Raw genomic sequence first — 21,006 nt, 5'->3', positions numbered from 1 at the left:
TTCGAAAGATAATGGTTGCAATCAAAACCTAATACGCTTGTTTCGTCAAGCAGTGGCTGCCCTGTGGATAGTTTCTTCAGGTTTGGGGCGATCCCTCTGTAGGAACGGCCAATAAAAAAAGCCGACTTATTTACATAAGTCGGCTTTCGATCGAAACAGCTGTGGGTAACTCAGCTCTTCTTGATTTTCTCCGGCCGCTTCCAGCCCGAGATGTTGCGCTGACGCGCGCGGCCCACAGCCAGGTCGCCGGCTTCGACGGCCTGTGTGATGGTCGAACCGGCTGCGGTGGTCGCACCGGCCTTGATTTCCACAGGCGCCACCAGCGAGTTGTTCGAACCGATAAACACGTCCTCGCCCATCACCGTCTTGAACTTGTTGGCGCCATCGTAGTTGCAGGTGATGGTACCGGCGCCGATATTGGTGCGTGCACCGATTTCAGCGTCGCCCAGGTAGGTGAGGTGACCTGCCTTGGCGCCTTCACCCAGGTGGGCGTTTTTCAGTTCGACGAAGTTACCCACATGGGCCTTGGCGTCCAGCACGCTGCCCGGGCGCAGGCGGGCGAACGGGCCGGCATCGCTGCACTCGCCCATCACGGCGCCTTCAAGGTGGCTGTTGGCTTTGACCACCGCGCCTTTGCGCAGGGTGGTGTTCTTGATGACGCAGTTAGGGCCGATCTGCACATCGTCCTCGATGACCACTTTGCCTTCGAGAATCACGTTGATGTCGATCAGCACATCACGACCAACGGTCACTTCACCCCGTACGTCGAAGCGGGCCGGATCGCGCAGGGTCACACCCTGGGCCATCAGGCGGCGGCCTTCACGCAGCTGGTAGTGACGCTCAAGCTCGGACAGCTGACGACGATCGTTGGCGCCCTGCACTTCCATCGGGTCGTGTGGCTGTTCAGTGGCCACCACCAGGCCGTCAGCCACTGCCATGGCGATGACGTCGGTCAGGTAGTACTCGCCCTGGGCGTTGTTGTTCGACAGGCGGCCCATCCAGTCGGCCAGGCGCGCGGCTGGCAGGGCCAGAATACCGGTGTTGCCTTCCTTGATCGCTTTCTGCGCGTCGTTGGCGTCCTTGTGCTCAACGATGGCAGTCACCTTACCCTGCTCGTCACGCACGATGCGGCCATAGCCGGTCGGGTCATCGAGCGCGACGGTAAGCAGACCCAGTTGCTCAGCATTGGCCTTGGCCAACAGACGCTGCAAGGTCTCCACTTCGATCAACGGTACATCGCCGTACAGTACCAGCACGGTGTCGGCGGTCACGGCTGGCAGAGCCTGAGCTACCGCATGGCCGGTGCCCAACTGTTTTTCCTGCATGACGAAGTTCAAGTCGTCAGCGGCCAGACGCTCGCGAACCAGCTCCGCACCATGGCCAATGACCACGTGGATACCTTGCGGCTGCAGTTGGCGCGCACTGTGGATAACATGGCCAAGCATGGAGTTGCCGGCTACCGGGTGCAGCACCTTGGGCAGCGCCGAGCGCATGCGAGTGCCTTGGCCCGCGGCGAGAATAACGATATCGAGTGACATTACTGGCTACCAATCCTGGGTGGTCAGTGAAATGACCGGGGAAATCAGAAAAAGAAAAAGGGTAGCCGAGGCTACCCTTTTACTCAATCGCAACAGAAGTTATCAGCCGAGGCCGATTACTTGCCTTTGCGCATTTGCTGGACGGTACGCAGCTGGGCTGCGGCCTCGGCCAGACGTGCGGCGGCGGCACCGTAGTCGAAGTCCGCGCCTTTCAGATTCAGGGCGTTCTCAGCAGCCTTGAGGGCTTCCTGAGCTTGCGCTTCATCCAGGTCTGCAGCACGTTGCACGGTATCGGCAAGCACCTTGACCATGTTCGGCTGAACCTCGAGGAAGCCACCAGAGATGTAGAACACCTCTTGGGCGCCACCCTGCTTGGTCAGCGTGATCGGACCTGGCTTCAGATTGGTGATCAGCGGCGCGTGGCCTGGAGCGATACCAAGATCACCCAGGTTACCGTGCGCAACCACCATCTCGACCAGACCGGAGAAAATTTCTCCTTCCGCGCTGACGATATCGCAATGGACTGTCATAGCCATCTGCTTGCCTCAACCTGATAGCGCCCCTTGCGGGGCGCAGGAATTACAGTTTCTTGGCTTTCTCGATCGCTTCGTCGATGCTGCCGACCATGTAGAACGCTTGTTCTGGCAGGTGGTCGTAGTCACCTTTGAGGATGCCGCTGAAGCCAGCGATGGTGTCTTTCAGGGAAACGTACTTGCCTGGCGAACCGGTGAAGACTTCGGCCACGAAGAACGGCTGCGACAGGAAGCGCTGGATCTTACGAGCGCGGGCTACCAGTTGCTTGTCGGTCTCGGACAGTTCGTCCATACCCAGGATCGCAATGATGTCCTTCAGCTCTTTGTAGCGCTGCAGAACATACTGAACGCCACGAGCAGTGTCGTAGTGCTCATTGCCGATCACGTTCGGGTCCAGCTGGCGCGAAGTCGAGTCCAGTGGGTCGACCGCTGGGTAGATACCCAGGGAGGCGATGTCACGGGACAGAACGACGGTGGCGTCCAAGTGGGCGAAGGTGGTCGCTGGCGACGGGTCGGTCAAGTCGTCCGCAGGTACGTATACGGCCTGTACGGAGGTGATCGAACCTTCCTTGGTGGAGGTGATGCGCTCTTGCAGAACGCCCATCTCTTCAGCCAGGGTCGGCTGGTAACCTACTGCCGAAGGCATACGGCCCAGCAGTGCGGATACTTCGGTACCGGCCAGGGTGTAACGATAGATGTTGTCGACGAACAGCAGAACGTCGTTACCTTCGTCACGGAACTTCTCAGCCATGGTCAGGCCGGTCAGCGCTACGCGCAGACGGTTTCCTGGTGGCTCGTTCATCTGACCGTAGACCAGCGCTACCTTGTCGAGAACGTTGGAGTCCTTCATCTCGTGGTAGAAGTCGTTACCCTCACGAGTACGCTCACCCACACCAGCGAACACGGAGTAACCGCTGTGTTCCATGGCGATGTTACGGATCAGTTCCATCATGTTTACGGTCTTGCCGACACCGGCACCACCGAACAGACCAACCTTACCACCCTTGGCGAACGGGCAAACCAGGTCGATAACCTTGATGCCGGTTTCCAGCAGGTCGTTGCCGCCTGCCTGGTCAGCGAACGAAGGCGCTGGCTGGTGGATACCGCGACGCTCTTCTTCGCCGATCGGGCCGGCTTCGTCGATCGGGTTGCCCAGTACGTCCATGATACGGCCCAGGGTGGCCTTACCAACAGGAACGGAAATGGCAGCACCGGTGTCGACGACATCCAGACCGCGCTTCAGGCCTTCGGTCGAGCCCATCGCAATGGTACGAACCACGCCGTCGCCCAGCTGCTGCTGGACTTCGAGGGTGGTTTCCGCGCCTTGTACTTTCAGCGCGTTGTATACACTCGGCACGACGTCACGTGGGAATTCCACGTCGATGACGGCGCCGATGATTTGAACGATACGTCCGCTACTCATAGCTGGATCCTCTGAATATTTGAACCGTTAAACCGCGGCAGCGCCGCCGACGATTTCCGAGATCTCCTGGGTGATCGCAGCCTGACGCGCCTTGTTGTAGATCAACTGAAGCTCTTTGATCAAATCACCGGCGTTGTCTGTGGCGTTCTTCATCGCGATCATCCGGGCCGCTTGTTCAGCAGCGTTGTTCTCGACCACCGCCTGGTACACCTGCGACTCCACGTAACGCACCATCAAGCCGTCCAGCAGCTCTTTTGCGTCGGGTTCGTACAGGTAATCCCAGTGATGCTTGAGATCCTGATCCGGGGTTGCCACCAACGGTACCAATTGCTCGACCGTTGGCTTCTGGGTCATGGTGTTGATGAACTTGTTCGAAACCACGGAGAGGCGATCGATACGGCCGTCCAGGTAGGCGTCCAGCATCACTTTGACGGAGCCGATCAGATCGTTGATCGATGGCTCTTCACCCAAGTGGCTGATCGCTGCTACGACGTTACCGCCAAAGATGCGGAAGAAAGTCGCACCCTTGCTACCGATCACGCACAGGTCGATTTCCACGCCCTGTTCGCGGTTTGCGTTCATGTCCTTGACCAGGGCCTTGAACAGGTTGGTGTTCAAGCCACCGCACAGACCACGGTCACTGCTCACCACGATATAACCGGTGCGCTTTACAGGGCGCTCGATCATGAATGGGTGGCGGTATTCCGGGTTGGCGTTGGCCAGATGACCGATCACCTGGCGGATACGCTCCGCGTAAGGACGGCTAGCAGCCATGCGCATTTGTGCCTTGCGCATCTTGCTGACCGCCACTTTCTCCATGGCGCTGGTAATTTTTTGCGTGCTTTTGATGCTCGCAATCTTACTGCGAATCTCTTTTGCGCCTGCCATGTATCACCTATCAGGTTAGCAAGCGGGGGCCTGAGCCCCCGCTGCGGCTTACCAGGTCTGGGTGGCCTTGAACTTCTCGATACCGGCTTTCAGGCCTGCGTCGATTTCGTCGTTGAAGTCACCCTTCACGTTGATCTTCGCCATCAGTTCAGCGTGATCACGGTTGAAGAAGGCGATCAGTGCTTGCTCGAAGCTGCCGATCTTGGAGACTTCTACGTCAGTCAGGAAGCCACGCTCAGCGGCGTACAGCGACAGAGCCATGTCCGCAATGGACATCGGCGCATACTGCTTCTGCTTCATCAGCTCGGTAACGCGCTGACCATGCTCCAGCTGCTTGCGGGTCGCCTCGTCCAGATCGGACGCGAACTGGGCGAATGCAGCCAGTTCACGGTACTGAGCCAGCGCGGTACGAATACCACCGGACAGCTTCTTGATGATCTTGGTCTGAGCGGCACCACCCACACGGGATACCGAAACACCGGCGTTCACTGCAGGGCGGATGCCCGAGTTGAACATGGCCGATTCCAGGAAGATCTGACCGTCGGTGATGGAAATCACGTTGGTCGGAACGAACGCGGAAACGTCGCCTGCCTGGGTTTCGATGATCGGCAGAGCGGTCAGGGAACCGGTTTTGCCAGTGACAGCACCGTTGGTGAACTTCTCGACGTACTCTTCCGAAACGCGCGATGCACGCTCCAGCAGACGGGAGTGGAGATAGAACACGTCGCCTGGGTACGCTTCACGTCCTGGTGGACGGCGCAGCAACAGGGAGATCTGACGGTAGGCAACGGCCTGCTTGGACAGGTCATCGTAAACGATCAGTGCGTCTTCACCGCGGTCACGGAAGAACTCGCCCATGGTGCAACCGGCGTATGGCGCCAGGAATTGCAGTGCGGCGGATTCCGAAGCACTGGCAACAACCACGATGGTGTTGGCCAGGGCGCCGTTTTCTTCCAGCTTGCGAACGATGTTGGCAACGGTGGAACGCTTCTGGCCGACAGCTACATAAACACAGAAAATACCGGAGTCTTTCTGGTTGATGATGGCGTCGATGGCCATGGCGGTCTTGCCGATCTGACGGTCGCCAATGATCAGCTCACGCTGGCCACGGCCGACAGGGATCATGGCGTCGACGGATTTGTAGCCAGTCTGTACAGGCTGGTCTACCGACTTACGCCAGATCACGCCTGGAGCAACTTTCTCGACTGCGTCGGTCTGGGTGTTGCCCAGAGGACCTTTGCCGTCGATCGGGTTACCCAGTGCGTCGACGACGCGACCCAGCAGTTCCTTACCAACCGGAACTTGCAGGATGCGGCCGGTGCACTTGGCGCTCATGCCTTCGGCGAGGGTGTCGTAGGCACCCAGGATCACTGCACCTACGGAGTCTTGCTCCAGGTTCAGTGCCATGCCGTAGACGCCGCCCGGGAACTCGATCATTTCGCCGTACATGACGTCGGCCAGACCGTGGATCCGCACGATACCGTCGGAAACCGAAACGACGGTACCTTCGTTACGGGCTTGGGAGCTCACATCGAGGTTGTCGATGCGGCCCTTGATGATTTCACTAATTTCGGAAGGATTGAGTTGCTGCATTGCTCTGCTGCCCCTTCAAACTCAAGATTTCAATGCTTCGGCCAGTTTCGCGATTTTGCCGCGAACAGAGCCATCGATTACCAGGTCACCAGCGCGGATGACGACGCCGCCAATCAGGCTGGCATCCTCCGACGCGTGCAGGCGCACTTCCTGGCCTAACCGTGCACTGAGAACCTTGGCGAGTTTGTCTTGCTGTTCTTGGTTCAACGCGAAGGCACTGGTGACTTCCACGTCCACGGATTTCTCTTGTTCTGCCTTGTACAGGTCAAACAGAGCGGCAATCTCCGGCAGAAGCAGGAGACGGTCGTTTTCCGCGGCAACATGAATGAAATTCTGTGCCTGTGCATTGAACTTGTCACCGCACACGTCAATGAACGTGGCGGCCTTTTCTGCGCTCGTCAGTCGCGGGGCCTTGAGCAGGCGCTGCATGGTGTCGTCTTGCGACACCGCAGCAGCCAGGCCGAGCATGGCTGACCAATTGGCCAGTTGCTGATGGGCCTGGGCATGCTCAAAGGCAGCCTTAGCGTAAGGTCGGGCCAACGTGGTCAGTTCTGCCATGATCGCCCTCGCTTAAATTTCAGCGGCCAGTTTGTTAACCAGCTCCGCATGCGCGTTTTGATCGATTGTGGCGCCAAGGATCTTTTCAGCACCGCCAACGGCCAGAGCACCCACTTGGGTACGCAGGGCGTCTTTAGCGCTGTTCAGTTCCTGTTCGATCTCGGCCAGAGCCTGAGCCTTCACACGGTCAGCTTCGACGCGGGCCTGTTCACGGGCTTCCTCGACAAGCTGAGCAGCGCGTTTCTTGCTTTGCTCAATGATTTCGGCTGCCTGGGCTTTAGCTTCACGCAGTTGCTGGCCCGCTTTCTCTTGGGCCAGCTCCAGGTCGCGAGCTGCGCGGTTGGCAGCGTCCAAGCCGTCGGCAATCTTCTTTTGGCGCTCTTGCAGGGCAGTGATGACCGGAGGCCATACATACTTCATGCAGAAGAGTACAAAAATCAGGAAAGCAACGGATTGGCCAATCAGGGTTGCATTAATGTTCACGCCAACACCTCGCTCGGTCTTAATTCATACAGCCATCAACTCGTGGTGACGAGTGATTAGCCGGCGATCTGACCAACGAACGGATTCGCGAAGGTGAAGAACAGAGCGATACCAACACCGATCATGGTTACGGCGTCGAGCAGACCGGCAACGATGAACATTTTAACCTGCAGCATCGGAACCATTTCTGGTTGACGAGCAGCGCCTTCCAGGAATTTGCCGCCCAGCAGGCCGAAACCAATGGCGGTACCCAGAGCACCCAGGCCGATCAGCAGAGCAACAGCGATAGCGGTCAGACCAACTACAGTTTCCATCTTTCCTCCCGACTTTTACGTCGTATTGGTTAGGTTTTTAGTTTGAAGCGGTAAAACAAATCGTTTGGTACAGCATGCCCTTGCGGACTTTTTAAGCCCTCCCCCCGAACGGGCGGGGAAGGCTATCAGACACGCCAGGCGGTCTTAATGGTTATCTTCGTGCGCCATCGACAGGTAGACGATGGTCAGCATCATGAAGATGAAAGCTTGCAGGGTGATGATCAGGATGTGGAACACAGCCCACGCCCATTGCAGCACCACACCCAGGCCGCTGAGCCACAGCAGGCCGGAGCCGAACATCACAGCGATCAGGATGAACACCAGTTCGCCGGCATACATGTTGCCGAACAGACGCAGTGCCAGCGAGATCGGCTTGGCGATCAGGGTGACGAATTCCAGCAGGAAGTTGACCGGAATCAGCAGGATCTGCACGAAGATGTTCTTGCTGCCGAACGGGTGCAGGGTCAGCTCACCGATGAAGCCGCCCAGGCCCTTGACCTTGATGCTGTAGAAGATGATCAGGGCAAACACGCTGAAGGCCATGGCCAGGGTCGCGTTCGGGTCGGTGGTCGACACGGCGCGGAACGGAATGTGCGGATCACCGGAGATCAGGATGGCCAGCTGAGGAATCCAGTCGACCGGTACCAGGTCGACGGCGTTCATCAGGAATACCCAGACGAAGATGGTCAGCGCCAGCGGTGCGATTACCGGGCTACGGCCGTGGAAGGAGTCCTTCACGCTGCCGTTGACGAAATCGACCATCACTTCCACGAAGTTCTGCAGACCGCCAGGCTGGCCGGAAGTCGCCTTCTTTGCCGCCATGCGGAAAATGAACAGGAAGATCAGACCCAGCGCGACGGACCAACCCAGGGTGTCCAGGTGGAACGCCCAGAAGCCCATTGCCTTGGCTTCTGCAGCCGAATGGGCAAAGCCCCAGCTGCCGTCTGGTAGTTGACCGTAGGTCAGGTTCTGCAAGTGGTGCTGGATATAGCCCGAAGCGGTTTCTGCTGCCATGGTTGCCTCAAACGCCCTAAGGTCTCGAAAGTCTTTTATTCATCAGCAGGGGCGCGAACCAGCTGACCAAAAGGGTCAACACGAAGACGCCGAATACTGCTAACGGCGCCAGTGGCTTCACTCCTGCGAAGGTCAGTGCAAAAAGCACTGCCGTCAAAATCATCTTGCCTGCCTCGCCAGCGTAAAACGACTTGACGATGGCTTGTGCTGCCCGAGCTCCGCTGAAGCGAAAAGCCTTCCAGGCGAAATACACATTGGGCAGCCACGCAATCAAACCTCCGCAAAGGCCTGAATATCCACTGACCGCCCCTTTCCACTGCCACAACACCAGGGTTGCCAGCAGCAGTACGACGAATTGAGCCAGCAGTACCGGAAAAACCGCCCAGCGATGGAAAGGCAGGCGGTTTGGCGTGCGGATTTCCATCACAACTGCTCCTCGGAAGTCGACCAACAAGTCAGCTATGACTTGGCATAATTTGTGCCGACAAAATGCGCGCAGAGTATAGGGGTGGATTAACCCCTATTCAACTCTTCGTAGTGATTTCCGACTGCGCGCTACAACAGGAATTGTTTCAGCGGATGTGAGCAAGCACGCCTTGCAACTCGTCAAGCGAGTTGTAACGAATAACCAACTGCCCCTTGCCCTTGTTGCCATGACGGATCTGAACGGCCGAGCCCAGGCGCTCTGCGAGCCGCTGTTCAAGGCGTGCGATATCCGGATCAGGTTTGCTCGGTTCGACCGGATCAGGCTTGTCACTGAGCCACTGACGAACCAGTGCCTCGGTTTGGCGCACAGTGAGGCCACGTGCGACAACATGACGCGCCCCCTCCTCCTGACGATTCTCGTCCAGGCCGAGCAATGCGCGTGCGTGCCCCATCTCCAGGTCGCCGTGGGCGAGCATGGTCTTGATCGCCTCAGGCAAGGTGATCAGGCGCAGCAGGTTGGCCACGGTTACCCGCGACTTACCGACGGCATCGGCCACCTGTTGCTGGGTAAGTTCGAATTCCTGCTGCAGACGCTGCAGGGCCATGGCCTCTTCCAACGGGTTGAGGTCTTCGCGCTGGATGTTCTCGATCAGCGCCATGGCAATGGCGGCTTCATCGGGCACTTCGCGGACCATGGCCGGAATCGTGTCCAGGCCGGCCTGCTGGGTCGCGCGCCAGCGGCGCTCACCGGCGATGATCTCATAGCGGTTGTCGCCAATCGGGCGGACCACGATCGGTTGCATCACGCCATGGCTGCGAATCGAGTGCGCGAGCTCTTCCAGCGCCTGCGGATCCATGTCCCGACGTGGCTGGTACTTGCCACGCTGAATCAGCTCGACCGGCAGGTGTTGCAGTTCTTTCTGGTCGATCTTCACAGCCTGCTCTTCGAGCGCGCTGACGGAAGGACCACTGAGCAGTGCATCCAACCCACGTCCGAGACCCCGTTTCTTGACGGCCATACGGATTCCTTAAGTTGTCTGTGCAGTGCGTGATTGACGGCGTTGACGGCGAACCAGTTCCCCCGCCAGGGCCAGGTAAGCCAGCGCGCCGCGCGATTGCTTGTCGTAAGCCAGGGCCGGCATGCCAAAGCTGGGGGCCTCGGCCAGGCGAATGTTGCGCGGAATGACCGTGTCGTACAGCTGCGGGCCAAAGTGTTCTTTCAGCTGCGCCGAAACATCATTGTTCAGGCTCAGGCGAGGATCGTACATGGTCCGCAACAGGCCCTCGATCTTCAGCTCCGGATTCAACCGGGCGGCGATGCGCTTGATGTTATCCACAAGGTCGCTAAGACCTTCCAGTGCGTAGTACTCGCACTGCATGGGGATGATCACGCCATCGGAAGCGACCAGGGCGTTTAGCGTGAGCATCGACAGCGACGGCGGGCAGTCGATGAGGATGAAGTCGTAGTTCTCGCGGATTGGCGCCAGGGCGTTACGCAGACGGCTTTCCTTGACCTGCATTTCCAGCAGCACCACCTCGGCGGCGGTCAGGTCGCGGTTGGCCGGCAGCAACTGGAACCCGCCGTGCTCGGAGTAATGCATGGCCTGAGCCAGGTCGCACTCCCCGATCAGCAGGTCGTAGACCGAGTGCTCGAGCTCGTGCTTGTCCACGCCGCTGCCCATGGTGGCGTTGCCCTGCGGATCGAGGTCGATCAGCAGGACACGACGCTTGGTCGCGGCCAGCGAGGCGGCGAGATTGATACAGGTGGTGGTCTTGCCTACACCACCTTTCTGGTTCGCGATTGCGAATACCTTAGCCATTGATGCGCGTGTTCCCAGTCATGCCTTGCGGCGCAGTATCAGCAGATGGCGCTGGCCCTGGCAACCCGGAACGGTCAGGGCCTGTTCGCTTTCCACTGTGAAGTCTGCGGGCAATGCTACCAGTTCATCGGCAGGATGCAGCCCCTTCATTGCAAGCCATTGCGTCCCGGTGTCGCCCAGATGGCGGGTCCAGTTGGTGAAGTTCTCCATGCTGCTGAAGGCGCGGGAGATGATTCCGTCGAACGGCTGAGCCGGCTGAAAGGCTTCGACCCTGCTGTGGATAACCGTGAGGTTGTCCAGTTTGAGTTCCATTTTCACCTGGGTGAGGAAGCGGGTCTTCTTGCCGTTGGCGTCCAACACCGTCACGCGCTTGTGCGGATGCAGGATAGCCAACGGGATACCCGGCATGCCACCGCCGCTGCCGACATCCAGCCAGTTTTGACACTCGCTGTGGATAAACGGCATGACGCTCAGGCTGTCGAGCAGATGGCGCGACACCATCTCGTCCGGGTCGCGCACCGCAGTGAGGTTGTAGGCTTTGTTCCATTTGATCAACAGGGCCAGGTAGCCGAGCAATTTCTCGTGATGCTCTGCGCTCAGCTCTACACCAAGCTGGCGCGCACCTGTGGACAACTCTTCAGCGTGTTGCGGGGTGACCAGGGAACTCAAGCGCTTTGCTCCAATTCGCGGCCAGCGCCGCGTTTTTTCAAGTAAATCAGCAACAGGGAAATCGCCGCCGGGGTCACGCCGGGAATGCGCGAAGCCTGGCCCAGGGTTTCCGGGCGGGTCTGGCCAAGCTTGCCCTGGATCTCTTTGGACAAGCCAGAAATCGTCGAATAGTCGATATCCACAGGCAGACGGGTGTCTTCACTGGCGCGCAAGCGAGCGATTTCATCCTGCTGGCGGTCGATGTAGCCCGCGTACTTGGTGCGGATCTCGACCTGCTCGGCGACCTGTGGATCGATCGCTTCACCGCCGGTCGCCTCGATCAGCCCCGCGTAGTCGATCTCCGGGCGCGCCAGCAGGTTGAGCAGGCTGTACTCGTGGCTGAGTGGCGTGCCGAACTTATCCACAATGGCCTGGCCTTGGTCGGTGTTCGGCCGAACCCAGGTCGACTTCAGGCGCTGTTCCTCACGCTCGATGCCGTCACGCTTGGCGCAGAAAGCGGCCCAGCGCTGGTCGTCGATCAGGCCCAGTTCACGGCCTTTCTCGGTCAGACGCAGGTCGGCGTTGTCTTCGCGCAGGATCAGGCGGTACTCGGCGCGCGAAGTGAACATGCGGTACGGCTCCTGGGTACCCAGGGTGATCAGGTCGTCGACCAGCACACCGATGTACGCCTCGTCGCGGCGCGGGCACCAGCTGTCGCGGCCCTGTGCGCGCAATGCGGCGTTGGTCCCGGCCAGCAGGCCCTGGGCACCGGCTTCTTCGTAACCGGTGGTGCCGTTGATCTGCCCGGCGAAGAACAGGCCGCCGATGACTTTGGTCTCGAGGCTGTACTTGAGGTCACGCGGGTCGAAGTAGTCGTACTCGATTGCGTAACCCGGGCGGACGATGTGGGCATTTTCCATGCCGCGGATCGAACGCACCAGCTCCAGCTGCACGTCGAACGGCAGCGAAGTGGAAATACCGTTGGGGTACAGCTCATGGGTGTTCAGGCCTTCCGGCTCGATGAACACCTGATGGCTTTCCTTGTCGGCGAAGCGGTGGATCTTGTCTTCGATCGATGGGCAATAGCGCGGGCCGACGCCTTCGATCACGCCCGAGTACATCGGCGAGCGGTCAAGGTTCGAGGCGATGATCTCGTGGGTACGCGCATTGGTGTGGGTAATCCAGCAGCTCACCTGCCGTGGGTGCATCTGGGCATTGCCCATGAACGACATGACCGGGATCGGCGTATCACCTGGCTGTTCGGTCATCACCGAGAAGTCCACCGAGCGGCCATCGATGCGTGGCGGCGTCCCGGTTTTCAGGCGGCCGACGCGCAGCGGCAGTTCACGCATGCGGTGGGCCAGGGCGATCGAAGGCGGATCACCGGCGCGACCACCGGAATGGTTTTGCAGGCCAATGTGGATAAGCCCGCCCAGGAAGGTGCCGGTGGTCAGTACTACGGATTCTGCGAAGAAACGCAAACCCATCTGGGTAACCACGCCCTTGACCTGATCCTGCTCGACGATCAGGTCGTCGCAGGACTGCTGGAATATCCACAGGTTCGGCTGATTTTCCAGGATTTCACGCACGACCGCCTTGTAAATGGCGCGGTCGGCCTGTGCACGGGTGGCACGTACCGCCGGGCCCTTGCGGTTGTTCAGAACGCGGAACTGGATGCCGCTCTTGTCGGTAGCCATTGCCATGGCGCCGCCAAGGGCATCGATCTCTTTGACCAAATGGCTTTTGCCAATACCGCCGATGGCGGGGTTGCAGCTCATGTGACCGAGGGTTTCCACGTTATGGGTCAGCAGCAGGGTTTTCACACCCATGCGTGCGGACGCAAGCGCAGCCTCGGTACCGGCATGGCCGCCGCCGATGACGATCACTTCAAAACGGGAAGGGAAATCCACCACGCACCTCGTGCCTGTTTTTGCGAATAGAGAAGGTAAGCCGACAAGTATAGGGACTTCACCCCCTTTAAAGAAACCGTCTGAGCAAATTTTGACCAGTCTGTGGATGAGTGGCAGACAACAGAAATCAACAAGAAGAAATTTATAAAAGCTTTGTTTTTATGTTTATTCTTATGCACAACGATATCTGTGGATAAAGCTTTCTATCCCTTGAATATCGCTGTGTAGAGAGAAATTAAACCCTGTGTCTGGAGTGCCATGAGGGCTATGGATAACGTCATTTAGCCTGTGGATTAAATGGCCTTTTACCCACAGGCGGGTTTGTCCTCAGAAAAAAAGCATGTTTATCAACTGAGCTGAAGGGGAGTTTTCCACAGGGCTCCTGAATACACATTTCAGGCTGAGCAGGAAAATTTTGTCGAGCCAGCGACCAGAGAGGGTCAAGGCGGAGCGGGCAAGCCCGCTAAAGGGGGGTTATATCCACAGAGGTCAGGCTTGTAATGGCCTCTTCACGGGCATGCGCGCTCCCCACAAGTGCTTCGTTCGCCTGGCCGAGGTCATCTCCTGCAACGAATTTCAGGCAAAAAAAAGCCGCTCCCGAAGGAGCGGCGCTTGGTCTTGCCGGGCTGTGGATTACTTGCCGATGCAGAAGCTGGAGAAAATCCGCCCCAGCAGGTCATCCGAGCTGAATGCTCCTGTGATTTCCCCCAGCGCATGCTGTGCCTGGCGCAAATCCTCAGCCAGAAGCTCCCCTGCGCCCGCCAATGTCAGCTGAGCACGGCCATGCTCCAGGTGCTCGCTGGCCTGGCGCAAAGCATCCAAATGGCGCCTGCGGGCGCTGAAACCGCTCTCTGAGGTCTGTTCGTAACCCATGCAGGCCTTCAGATGGTCACGTAGCAGTTGCAACCCTGTGTCGTCGCCCTTGGCGCTGAGAGTAATGGTCACATGGCCATCCTCGCACTGTTCCAGCGCTACCCGCTCACCACTCAGGTCGGCTTTGTTGCGAATCAGCGTGACCTTGGCCGGGTCCGGCCGCTGAGCGAGAAACTCGGGCCACAAGGCGAACGGGTCGCTGGCCTCGGGCGCAGTGGAGTCGACCACCAGCAACACACGATCAGCCTCGCCAATGGCCTTCAGGGCGCGTTCTACGCCGATCTTTTCCACATGATCGTCGGTGTCACGCAACCCGGCAGTATCGACCACGTGCAGCGGCATGCCGTCGATGTGGATATGTTCGCGCAGGATGTCCCGGGTGGTGCCGGCGATATCGGTGACAATGGCCGCTTCGCGGCCAGCCAGCTGGTTCAGCAGGCTCGACTTGCCGGCATTCGGTCGCCCGGCGATCACCACGGTCATGCCGTCACGCAGCAAGGCACCCTGCCCGGCCTCACGTTGCACGGTGGATAACTCGCCGCGCACTGCATCGAGCATCGACAGGACGTGGCCATCGGCGAGGAAGTCGATCTCCTCTTCGGGGAAGTCGATTGCTGCCTCGACGTAGATGCGCAGGGCGATCAGCGCCTCGGTCAGGCTGTGCACACGCTTGGAGAATTCCCCTTGCAGTGAGCGCAGGGCGTTGCGTGCCGCCTGACTGGAGCTGGCCTCGATCAGGTCGGCAATGGCTTCGGCCTGGGCCAGGTCGAGCTTGTCGTTGAGGAACGCGCGTTCGCTGAATTCACCTGGGCGGGCCAGGCGACAGCCAACTTGTACACAGCGCTGCAGCAGCATGTCCAGGACCACCGGGCCACCGTGGCCCTGCAGTTCAAGCACATCTTCGCCGGTGAACGAGTTCGGCCCAGGGAAGAACAACGCAATCCCCTCGTCAAGCACCAGCCCTTCATCGTCGCGGAACGGGCCGTAATGGGCATGGCGAGGGGTCAGCGTACGACCGGTGATCAACTGCCCGGCCTTGCCAGCCAAAGGGCCGGACAACCTGACAATACCCACACCACCGCGGCCTTGGGCGGTAGCGATGGCGGCGATGGTTTCACGCACAGTGTTCATGCTCGAAAGCCTCTACGACAAAAACGACAGATAGCAAAAACGCCCCACTAGGGGGCGTTTTTTATTCACAGGCTAGCGTACTAGCCCGTCAAGCAGCAGCTTTTTTGGTGGCTGCTTCGATACGGCGAGTGATGTACCACTGCTGCGAAATCGACAGGCAGTTGTTCACAACCCAGTACAGCACCAGACCAGCCGGGAACCACAGGAAGAAGAAGGTGAAGATGATCGGCATCATTTTCATCACCTTGGCCTGCATCGGATCCGGCGGCGTCGGGTTCAGGCGCTGCTGGATGAACATGGTGGCGCCCATGATGATCGGCAGGATGAAGAACGGATCCTTGATCGACAGGTCGGTAATCCACAGCATCCATGGGGCCTGGCGCATTTCCACGCTTTCCAGCAGTACCCAGTAGAGGGCCAGGAATACCGGCATCTGTACCAGGATCGGCAGGCAGCCGCCCAGCGGGTTGATCTTCTCTTTCTTGTACAGCTCCATCATCGCCTGGGACATCTTCTGGCGATCGTCACCGAAGCGTTCCTTCAGCGCAGCTAGCTTGGGCGCCACAGCACGCATGCGCGCCATGGAGCGGTAGCTGGCAGCCGACAGCGGGAAGAACAGGCCTTTGATCAGCATGGTCAGCACGATGATCGACCAGCCCCAGTTACCCAGCAGGCTGTGGATATGTTGCAGCAGCCAGAAGATCGGCTGGGCGATGAACCACAGGAAGCCGTAGTCGACGGTCAGTTCCAGGCCTGGGGACAACTCTTTGAGCTTGGACTGGATCTTCGGGCCGGCGTACAGCATGGCGCTGGTTTCGACCTTGCCACCAGCAGGGACGCTGAGGGCTGGGCCGGTGTAGCCGATGATGTAGTTGCCCTGGCTGTCCTTGCGAGTCTGGACAACGTTGTTGTCCGACTTGGCCGGAATCCAGGCGGTCACGAAGTAGTGCTGCAGCCAGGCAACCCAGCCGCCGGACACATTTTCTTTCAAACTACCTTTGTCGATGTCCTTCATCGAGACCTTTTTGTAAGGCTCGGAAGCTGTCCACAGGGCTGCGCCCAGGTAGGTGGCAGTGCCAGTGGCAGTGCTCGAGGACGGATCGCCGCTGGCGTCGCGCTTGAGCTGGGCAAACATGTTGCCGCTCCAGGCCTGGTCGCTCTGGTTGTCGATCAGGTAGCTGACGTTCAGGTCGTACTCACCGCGCTTGAAGCTGAAGCGCTTGATGTAGTTGACACCGTTGTCGCTGAACTTCAGATCGACCACCAGTTGTTCCTGGCCGTCGGCCAACTGGTAGCTTTTCTGTTCGGCGGCATACAGCGGACGGCCGCTGGCGCGGGCATCCGGGCCGTTGGCACCGGTCAGGCCGCTTTGTGCCAGGTAAACGCGCTCACCACCGTTGTCGAACAACTGGAATGGAATGTTCGGGTGGTCTTGACGGCGCGGGTACTTCGGCAGGTTCAACTGGACAATGTCACCACCGACCGGATCGATAGCCAGTTCCAGGACGTCGGTCTTGACTCGGATCAGGTCCTTGCTGAGTGCAACCGGTGCCAGTTCGGCGGGGCTCGATTCGGCGTTGGCGCTTGGTACATCGGCGCTGGCGCCGTTGTTACCAGCCGGCACGCCATCAGGCAAACCCGGAGCAACAGTGCTGGCAGCAGTATTCTGAGTCGGCAGGGCAGCCTGACCGTAGTCATCGTTCCACTTCAGGACCATGACGTAGGACACGACTGCCAGCGCGGCGATCAGGATCGTGCGTTTAATATCCATGATTACTCGGCTATCGAAGAAGTTCGGGAGGAAGGAGCGGGGGGAACGGGGTCGAAACCGCCGTCATTCCACGGATGACAACGCCCCAGGCGACGAACGGCCAGCCACCCACCACGCCAGAGGCCATGGTTTTCGATGGCTTCATACGCGTAACAGGAGCAACTGGGGAAAAAACGACAGTGATTGGCCATCAGAGGACTAATGGCGTAACGGTAAAACTGGATCGGAACGAGCGCCAGTTTACGCATCTTGGCTGTCTACCCCTACGGAATTGGCGGTGACTGCTGGGGTCGGCCGGCTACGTGCCAGGCGTTTCCAGAGTTTGCCAAAGTGTTGGTGCAATTCCGGGTTTTCTACCTCCCCCAATCCCTTGCGCGCGACGATCACGATGTCCAACCCGGCAAGCAATTGCTGGTTCAGACGAAAGGAATCGCGCATCAAGCGCTTGAGGCGGTTGCGTTGAACGGCGAGCTTGACGCTCTTCTTGCCAATCACCAGGCCTAGACGTGGGTGATCGAGACCGTTCTCGCGAGCAAGGATCAGCAGGTTTTTCCCTGGAACCTTGCCGGTTGGGGAGTCGAAGACCGCTTTGAAGTGTCGGGGTGTAAGCAGTCGCTTTTCCCGACTGAAGTCCTGACTCACCACCTGTGCCGAAAAATCAAATGGCCAGACGCTTACGGCCTTTGGCACGACGACGCGACAGAACAGCACGGCCGTTCTTGGTAGCCATACGGGCACGGAAACCGTGGGTGCGGGCGCGCTTGATGGTGCTTGGTTGGAAAGTACGTTTCATGGCGTGTTACCTGGTTTGTCGACGACGGGCCGGGATGGCCCCCTTTTTAAGAGACCGGCGATTCTAGAGAAAGCAAGCCCATAGGTCAATTTCCAACCAGCTATTCCCTATAGGGCGTGTGATGGACGGTGCCTGCTCGGTCATCCTCCAGAGGGTGGTTGATCGGACACACGAATCGGGGACAACATGAAAAAAAAGAAGAGACATATAAAAAGCTTTTCTGAATAACTTATAAATCTTAGGTGGATAACCTTCTGTGGATAACATCCTGTAGGCCAGTAATCACGAGCTGTACAGAGTTTCAAAACCTTGTTCTCATCCCGTGCTGCGCTTGTTTTCATCGTGGTCGAAACCTGTGGATTAAAATGCCGCTTATCCACAGCGGAGTTATCAACAGATTTGAGCCCAGGGTTGTGCATAGCCCTCATGGTCGCTTATCCACAGAGCTTATGCACAGTGAGGCAAAGCCTTTTTGGTCGATAAATGGCTGTTTTGTCATGGTTCCTAACGTGTCCACATGTGGATAACTGAACGCTCGACCGGTACAATGGCGGTTTGCTTTTGCCTCATCCGGCTTTCAAACTCAGGGGATATCCGTGTCAGTGGAACTTTGGCAGCAGTGCGTGGAGCTTCTGCGCGATGAACTGCCTGCCCAGCAATTCAACACCTGGATCCGTCCGCTACAGGTCGAAGCCGAAGGCGACGAGTTGCGCGTTTATGCGCCTAACCGTTTCGTTCTCGATTGGGTCAATGAAAAGTACCTGGGCCGCTTGCTCGAGCTATTGGGTGAAAACGGCAGCGGCATTGCGCCTGCCCTTTCCTTATTAATAGGCAGCCGCCGCAGCTCGGCCCCACGCGCCGCGCCCAACGCGCCTGTCAGCGCCGCGGTGGCCGCTTCGCTGGCGCAGACCCGCTCGCAGAGCCAGGTACAAAAGCCTGTGCCGGTAGCGGCAGCGGTCGAACCCGTTGCGGTAACGGCCAACGAGCCTGTGCTGGTCAATGAACTGGCAGAGCCGTCCTCGCGTGACAGCTTCGATGCCATGGCCGAGCCCGTTTCGCCGCCAGCCGCCAATGCCCGGACCGAACAGCGCACCGTACAGGTGGAAGGTGCGCTCAAGCACACCAGCTACCTGAACCGCACCTTCACCTTCGACACCTTCGTCGAAGGTAAGTCGAACCAGTTGGCGCGCGCGGCTGCCTGGCAGGTGGCTGATAACCCCAAGCACGGCTATAACCCGCTGTTCCTTTATGGCGGCGTTGGCTTGGGTAAAACCCACCTTATGCATGCTGTGGGTAACCACCTGCTGAGGAAGAATCCGAACGCCAAGGTCGTGTACCTGCACTCGGAGCGCTTCGTTGCAGACATGGTCAAGGCGCTGCAGCTCAACGCCATCAACGAATTCAAGCGCTTCTACCGTTCGGTGGATGCGTTGCTGATCGACGATATTCAGTTCTTTGCCCGCAAAGAGCGCTCGCAGGAAGAGTTTTTCCACACTTTCAACGCCCTGCTTGAGGGCGGCCAGCAGGTAATCCTTACCTCTGACCGTTACCCCAAGGAGATCGAAGGCCTGGAAGAGCGCCTGAAATCGCGCTTTGGTTGGGGGCTGACCGTGGCTGTCGAGCCTCCAGAGCTGGAGACTCGCGTAGCGATCCTGATGAAGAAGGCCGACCAGGCCAAGGTCGAGCTGCCACATGATGCGGCGTTCTTCATTGCCCAGCGCATTCGCTCGAACGTGCGTGAGCTGGAAGGTGCGCTGAAGCGGGTGATTGCCCACTCGCACTTCATGGGCCGCGATATCACCATCGAGCTGATCCGTGAGTCGCTGAAAGACCTGCTGGCGCTGCAAGATAAACTGGTCAGTGTGGATAACATTCAGCGCACCGTTGCCGAGTACTACAAGATCAAGATCTCTGATCTGTTGTCCAAGCGTCGTTCGCGTTCTGTCGCGCGTCCACGTCAGGTGGCCATGGCCCTGTCCAAGGAGCTGACCAACCACAGCCTGCCGGAAATCGGCGACATGTTCGGTGGTCGCGACCACACGACCGTGCTGCACGCCTGCCGCAAGATCAACGAATTGAAGGAATCCGACGCGGACATCCGCGAGGACTACAAGAACCTGCTGCGGACGCTGACGACCTGATGGCCGTCTGCGCAGCTAATTGAAGGCAAGGGACTAGACCATGCATTTCACCATTCAACGCGAAGCCCTGTTGAAACCCCTGCAACTGGTCGCCGGTGTCGTAGAGCGCCGTCAGACCTTGCCGGTCCTGTCCAACGTATTGCTGGTCGTACAAGGCCAGCAACTGTCGTTGACCGGTACCGACCTGGAAGTCGAGCTGGTAGGCCGCGTACAACTGGAAGAGCCGGCCGAGCCTGGCGAAATCACTGTGCCGGCGCGCAAGCTGATGGACATTTGTAAAAGCCTGCCGAACGACGCCCTGATCGATATCAAGGTCGACGAGCAGAAACTGTTGGTCAAGGCCGGCCGCAGCCGCTTCACCCTGTCGACCCTGCCAGCCAATGACTTCCCGACTGTGGAAGAAGGCCCGGGCTCGCTGACCTGCAACCTGGAACAGAGCAAGCTGCGCCGTTTGATCGAGCGCACCAGCTTCGCCATGGCCCAGCAGGATGTGCGTTATTACCTCAACGGCATGCTGCTGGAGGTTTCACGTAACACCCTGCGCGCAGTCTCCACTGACGGCCACCGCTTGGCGCTGTGCTCCATGACCGCGCCGATCGAGCAGGAAGATCGCCATCAGGTCATCGTGCCACGCAAAGGTATTCTGGAGTTGGCGCGTCTGCTGACCGACCCTGAAGGCATGGTCAGCATTGTTTTGGGCCAACACCATATTCGCGCCACTACCGGTGAATTCACCTTCACCTCCAAGCTGGTGGATGGCAAGTTCCCGGACTACGAGCGTGTGCTGCCCAAGGGTGGCGACAAGGTGGTGGTGGGCGACCGCCAGGCGCTGCGTGAAGCCTTCAGCCGTACTGCGATTCTTTCCAACGAAAAGTACCGCGGTATTCGCCTGCAACTGGCTGCTGGCCAACTGAAGATCCAGGCCAACAACCCCGAGCAGGAAGAAGCTGAAGAAGAGATCAGCGTGGACTACGAAGGTAGCTCGTTGGAAATCGGCTTTAACGTCAGCTACCTGCTCGATGTGCTGGGCGTGATGACTACTGAGCAAGTTCGTCTGATCCTGTCCGACTCCAACAGCAGTGCGCTGCTGCAGGAAGCTGGCAATGACGATTCTTCCTACGTTGTCATGCCGATGCGTCTGTAACCTGT

At 58.7% G+C, this 21,006-nt stretch carries 21 protein-coding genes; 2 read left to right on the top strand and 19 right to left on the bottom strand.

Annotated features, from left to right (window positions below; all coding sequences use genetic code 11):
• Positions 1 to 170: 170 nt before the first annotated feature.
• The 19 genes from glmU to rpmH form a co-directional block, all read right to left on the bottom strand.
• Complete coding sequence (glmU, locus tag J3A71_RS29365) at positions 171 to 1,538, bottom strand: bifunctional UDP-N-acetylglucosamine diphosphorylase/glucosamine-1-phosphate N-acetyltransferase GlmU (RefSeq protein ID WP_096426921.1); 1,368 nt, start codon at positions 1,536 to 1,538, stop codon at positions 171 to 173.
• A gap of 116 nt (positions 1,539 to 1,654) precedes the next feature.
• Entirely contained in the window at positions 1,655 to 2,074 is a 420-nt protein-coding gene (locus tag J3A71_RS29360; RefSeq protein WP_016489909.1) for a F0F1 ATP synthase subunit epsilon, read from the bottom strand.
• A 43-nt stretch (positions 2,075 to 2,117) separates the two neighbouring features.
• Positions 2,118 to 3,494, bottom strand: coding sequence for a F0F1 ATP synthase subunit beta (gene atpD / locus J3A71_RS29355; RefSeq protein ID WP_016489910.1), 1,377 nt, complete (start codon positions 3,492 to 3,494; stop codon positions 2,118 to 2,120).
• A gap of 27 nt (positions 3,495 to 3,521) precedes the next feature.
• Entirely contained in the window at positions 3,522 to 4,382 is an 861-nt protein-coding gene (gene atpG, locus J3A71_RS29350) for a F0F1 ATP synthase subunit gamma (protein ID WP_016489911.1), read from the bottom strand.
• 48 nt (positions 4,383 to 4,430) lie between these two features.
• Positions 4,431 to 5,975: a F0F1 ATP synthase subunit alpha gene (gene atpA / locus J3A71_RS29345; protein ID WP_096426922.1), complete on the bottom strand. Its 1,545-nt coding sequence runs from the start codon at positions 5,973 to 5,975 to the stop codon at positions 4,431 to 4,433.
• Between the two features lie 21 nt (positions 5,976 to 5,996).
• Positions 5,997 to 6,533: a F0F1 ATP synthase subunit delta gene (locus J3A71_RS29340; RefSeq protein WP_003253191.1), complete on the bottom strand. Its 537-nt coding sequence runs from the start codon at positions 6,531 to 6,533 to the stop codon at positions 5,997 to 5,999.
• 12 nt (positions 6,534 to 6,545) lie between these two features.
• Positions 6,546 to 7,016, bottom strand: a complete 471-nt coding sequence (locus J3A71_RS29335; protein ID WP_096426923.1) for a F0F1 ATP synthase subunit B — start codon at positions 7,014 to 7,016, stop codon at positions 6,546 to 6,548.
• Between the two features lie 56 nt (positions 7,017 to 7,072).
• Positions 7,073 to 7,330: a F0F1 ATP synthase subunit C gene (atpE, locus tag J3A71_RS29330; RefSeq protein WP_003097235.1), complete on the bottom strand. Its 258-nt coding sequence runs from the start codon at positions 7,328 to 7,330 to the stop codon at positions 7,073 to 7,075.
• Between the two features lie 144 nt (positions 7,331 to 7,474).
• Complete coding sequence (gene atpB, locus J3A71_RS29325; RefSeq protein WP_016489912.1) at positions 7,475 to 8,344, bottom strand: F0F1 ATP synthase subunit A; 870 nt, start codon at positions 8,342 to 8,344, stop codon at positions 7,475 to 7,477.
• Positions 8,345 to 8,360: 16 nt separating this feature from the next.
• A complete protein-coding gene (locus J3A71_RS29320; RefSeq protein WP_008092225.1) occupies positions 8,361 to 8,768 on the bottom strand; it encodes a F0F1 ATP synthase subunit I in 408 nt (135 codons plus the stop codon).
• Between the two features lie 148 nt (positions 8,769 to 8,916).
• Positions 8,917 to 9,789, bottom strand: a complete 873-nt coding sequence (locus J3A71_RS29315) for a ParB/RepB/Spo0J family partition protein (protein WP_016489913.1) — start codon at positions 9,787 to 9,789, stop codon at positions 8,917 to 8,919.
• 9 nt (positions 9,790 to 9,798) lie between these two features.
• Positions 9,799 to 10,590 (bottom strand): ParA family protein, encoded by a 792-nt coding sequence (locus tag J3A71_RS29310; RefSeq protein WP_016489914.1) that lies wholly within the window; start codon positions 10,588 to 10,590, stop codon positions 9,799 to 9,801.
• An 18-nt stretch (positions 10,591 to 10,608) separates the two neighbouring features.
• Positions 10,609 to 11,259, bottom strand: coding sequence for a 16S rRNA (guanine(527)-N(7))-methyltransferase RsmG (gene rsmG / locus J3A71_RS29305; RefSeq protein WP_016489915.1), 651 nt, complete (start codon positions 11,257 to 11,259; stop codon positions 10,609 to 10,611).
• On the bottom strand, positions 11,256 to 13,148 hold the full coding sequence (mnmG, locus tag J3A71_RS29300; RefSeq protein WP_024717851.1) for a tRNA uridine-5-carboxymethylaminomethyl(34) synthesis enzyme MnmG: 1,893 nt from the start codon (positions 13,146 to 13,148) through the stop codon (positions 11,256 to 11,258). Before mnmG ends, rsmG begins: the two co-directional genes overlap by 4 nt.
• 633 nt (positions 13,149 to 13,781) lie before the next feature.
• Positions 13,782 to 15,152, bottom strand: a complete 1,371-nt coding sequence (gene mnmE / locus J3A71_RS29295) for a tRNA uridine-5-carboxymethylaminomethyl(34) synthesis GTPase MnmE (RefSeq protein WP_016489917.1) — start codon at positions 15,150 to 15,152, stop codon at positions 13,782 to 13,784.
• An 88-nt stretch (positions 15,153 to 15,240) separates the two neighbouring features.
• Entirely contained in the window at positions 15,241 to 16,923 is a 1,683-nt protein-coding gene (yidC, locus tag J3A71_RS29290) for a membrane protein insertase YidC (RefSeq protein WP_016502301.1), read from the bottom strand.
• A 2-nt stretch (positions 16,924 to 16,925) separates the two neighbouring features.
• Positions 16,926 to 17,171: a membrane protein insertion efficiency factor YidD gene (yidD, locus tag J3A71_RS29285; protein ID WP_015268406.1), complete on the bottom strand. Its 246-nt coding sequence runs from the start codon at positions 17,169 to 17,171 to the stop codon at positions 16,926 to 16,928.
• Positions 17,164 to 17,568, bottom strand: a complete 405-nt coding sequence (rnpA, locus tag J3A71_RS29280; RefSeq protein ID WP_016489919.1) for a ribonuclease P protein component — start codon at positions 17,566 to 17,568, stop codon at positions 17,164 to 17,166. The genes yidD and rnpA overlap by 8 nt, the downstream gene beginning before the upstream one ends.
• A gap of 13 nt (positions 17,569 to 17,581) precedes the next feature.
• Positions 17,582 to 17,716, bottom strand: coding sequence for a 50S ribosomal protein L34 (gene rpmH, locus J3A71_RS29275; protein WP_003253163.1), 135 nt, complete (start codon positions 17,714 to 17,716; stop codon positions 17,582 to 17,584).
• 596 nt (positions 17,717 to 18,312) lie between these two features.
• Between rpmH and dnaA the strand changes: the two genes are divergently transcribed.
• Together dnaA and dnaN are read left to right on the top strand one after the other, a co-directional pair.
• A complete protein-coding gene (gene dnaA / locus J3A71_RS29270) occupies positions 18,313 to 19,857 on the top strand; it encodes a chromosomal replication initiator protein DnaA (protein WP_016489920.1) in 1,545 nt (514 codons plus the stop codon).
• 40 nt (positions 19,858 to 19,897) lie between these two features.
• Positions 19,898 to 21,001, top strand: a complete 1,104-nt coding sequence (dnaN, locus tag J3A71_RS29265; protein ID WP_016489921.1) for a DNA polymerase III subunit beta — start codon at positions 19,898 to 19,900, stop codon at positions 20,999 to 21,001.
• Positions 21,002 to 21,006 lie beyond the last annotated feature (5 nt).

Source organism: Pseudomonas sp. PvP089, assembly GCF_017875165.1.
In the GTDB taxonomy this organism is placed as follows: domain Bacteria; phylum Pseudomonadota; class Gammaproteobacteria; order Pseudomonadales; family Pseudomonadaceae; genus Aquipseudomonas; species Aquipseudomonas fortuita.
This window is presented reverse-complemented; position numbering and strand designations above follow the sequence as displayed.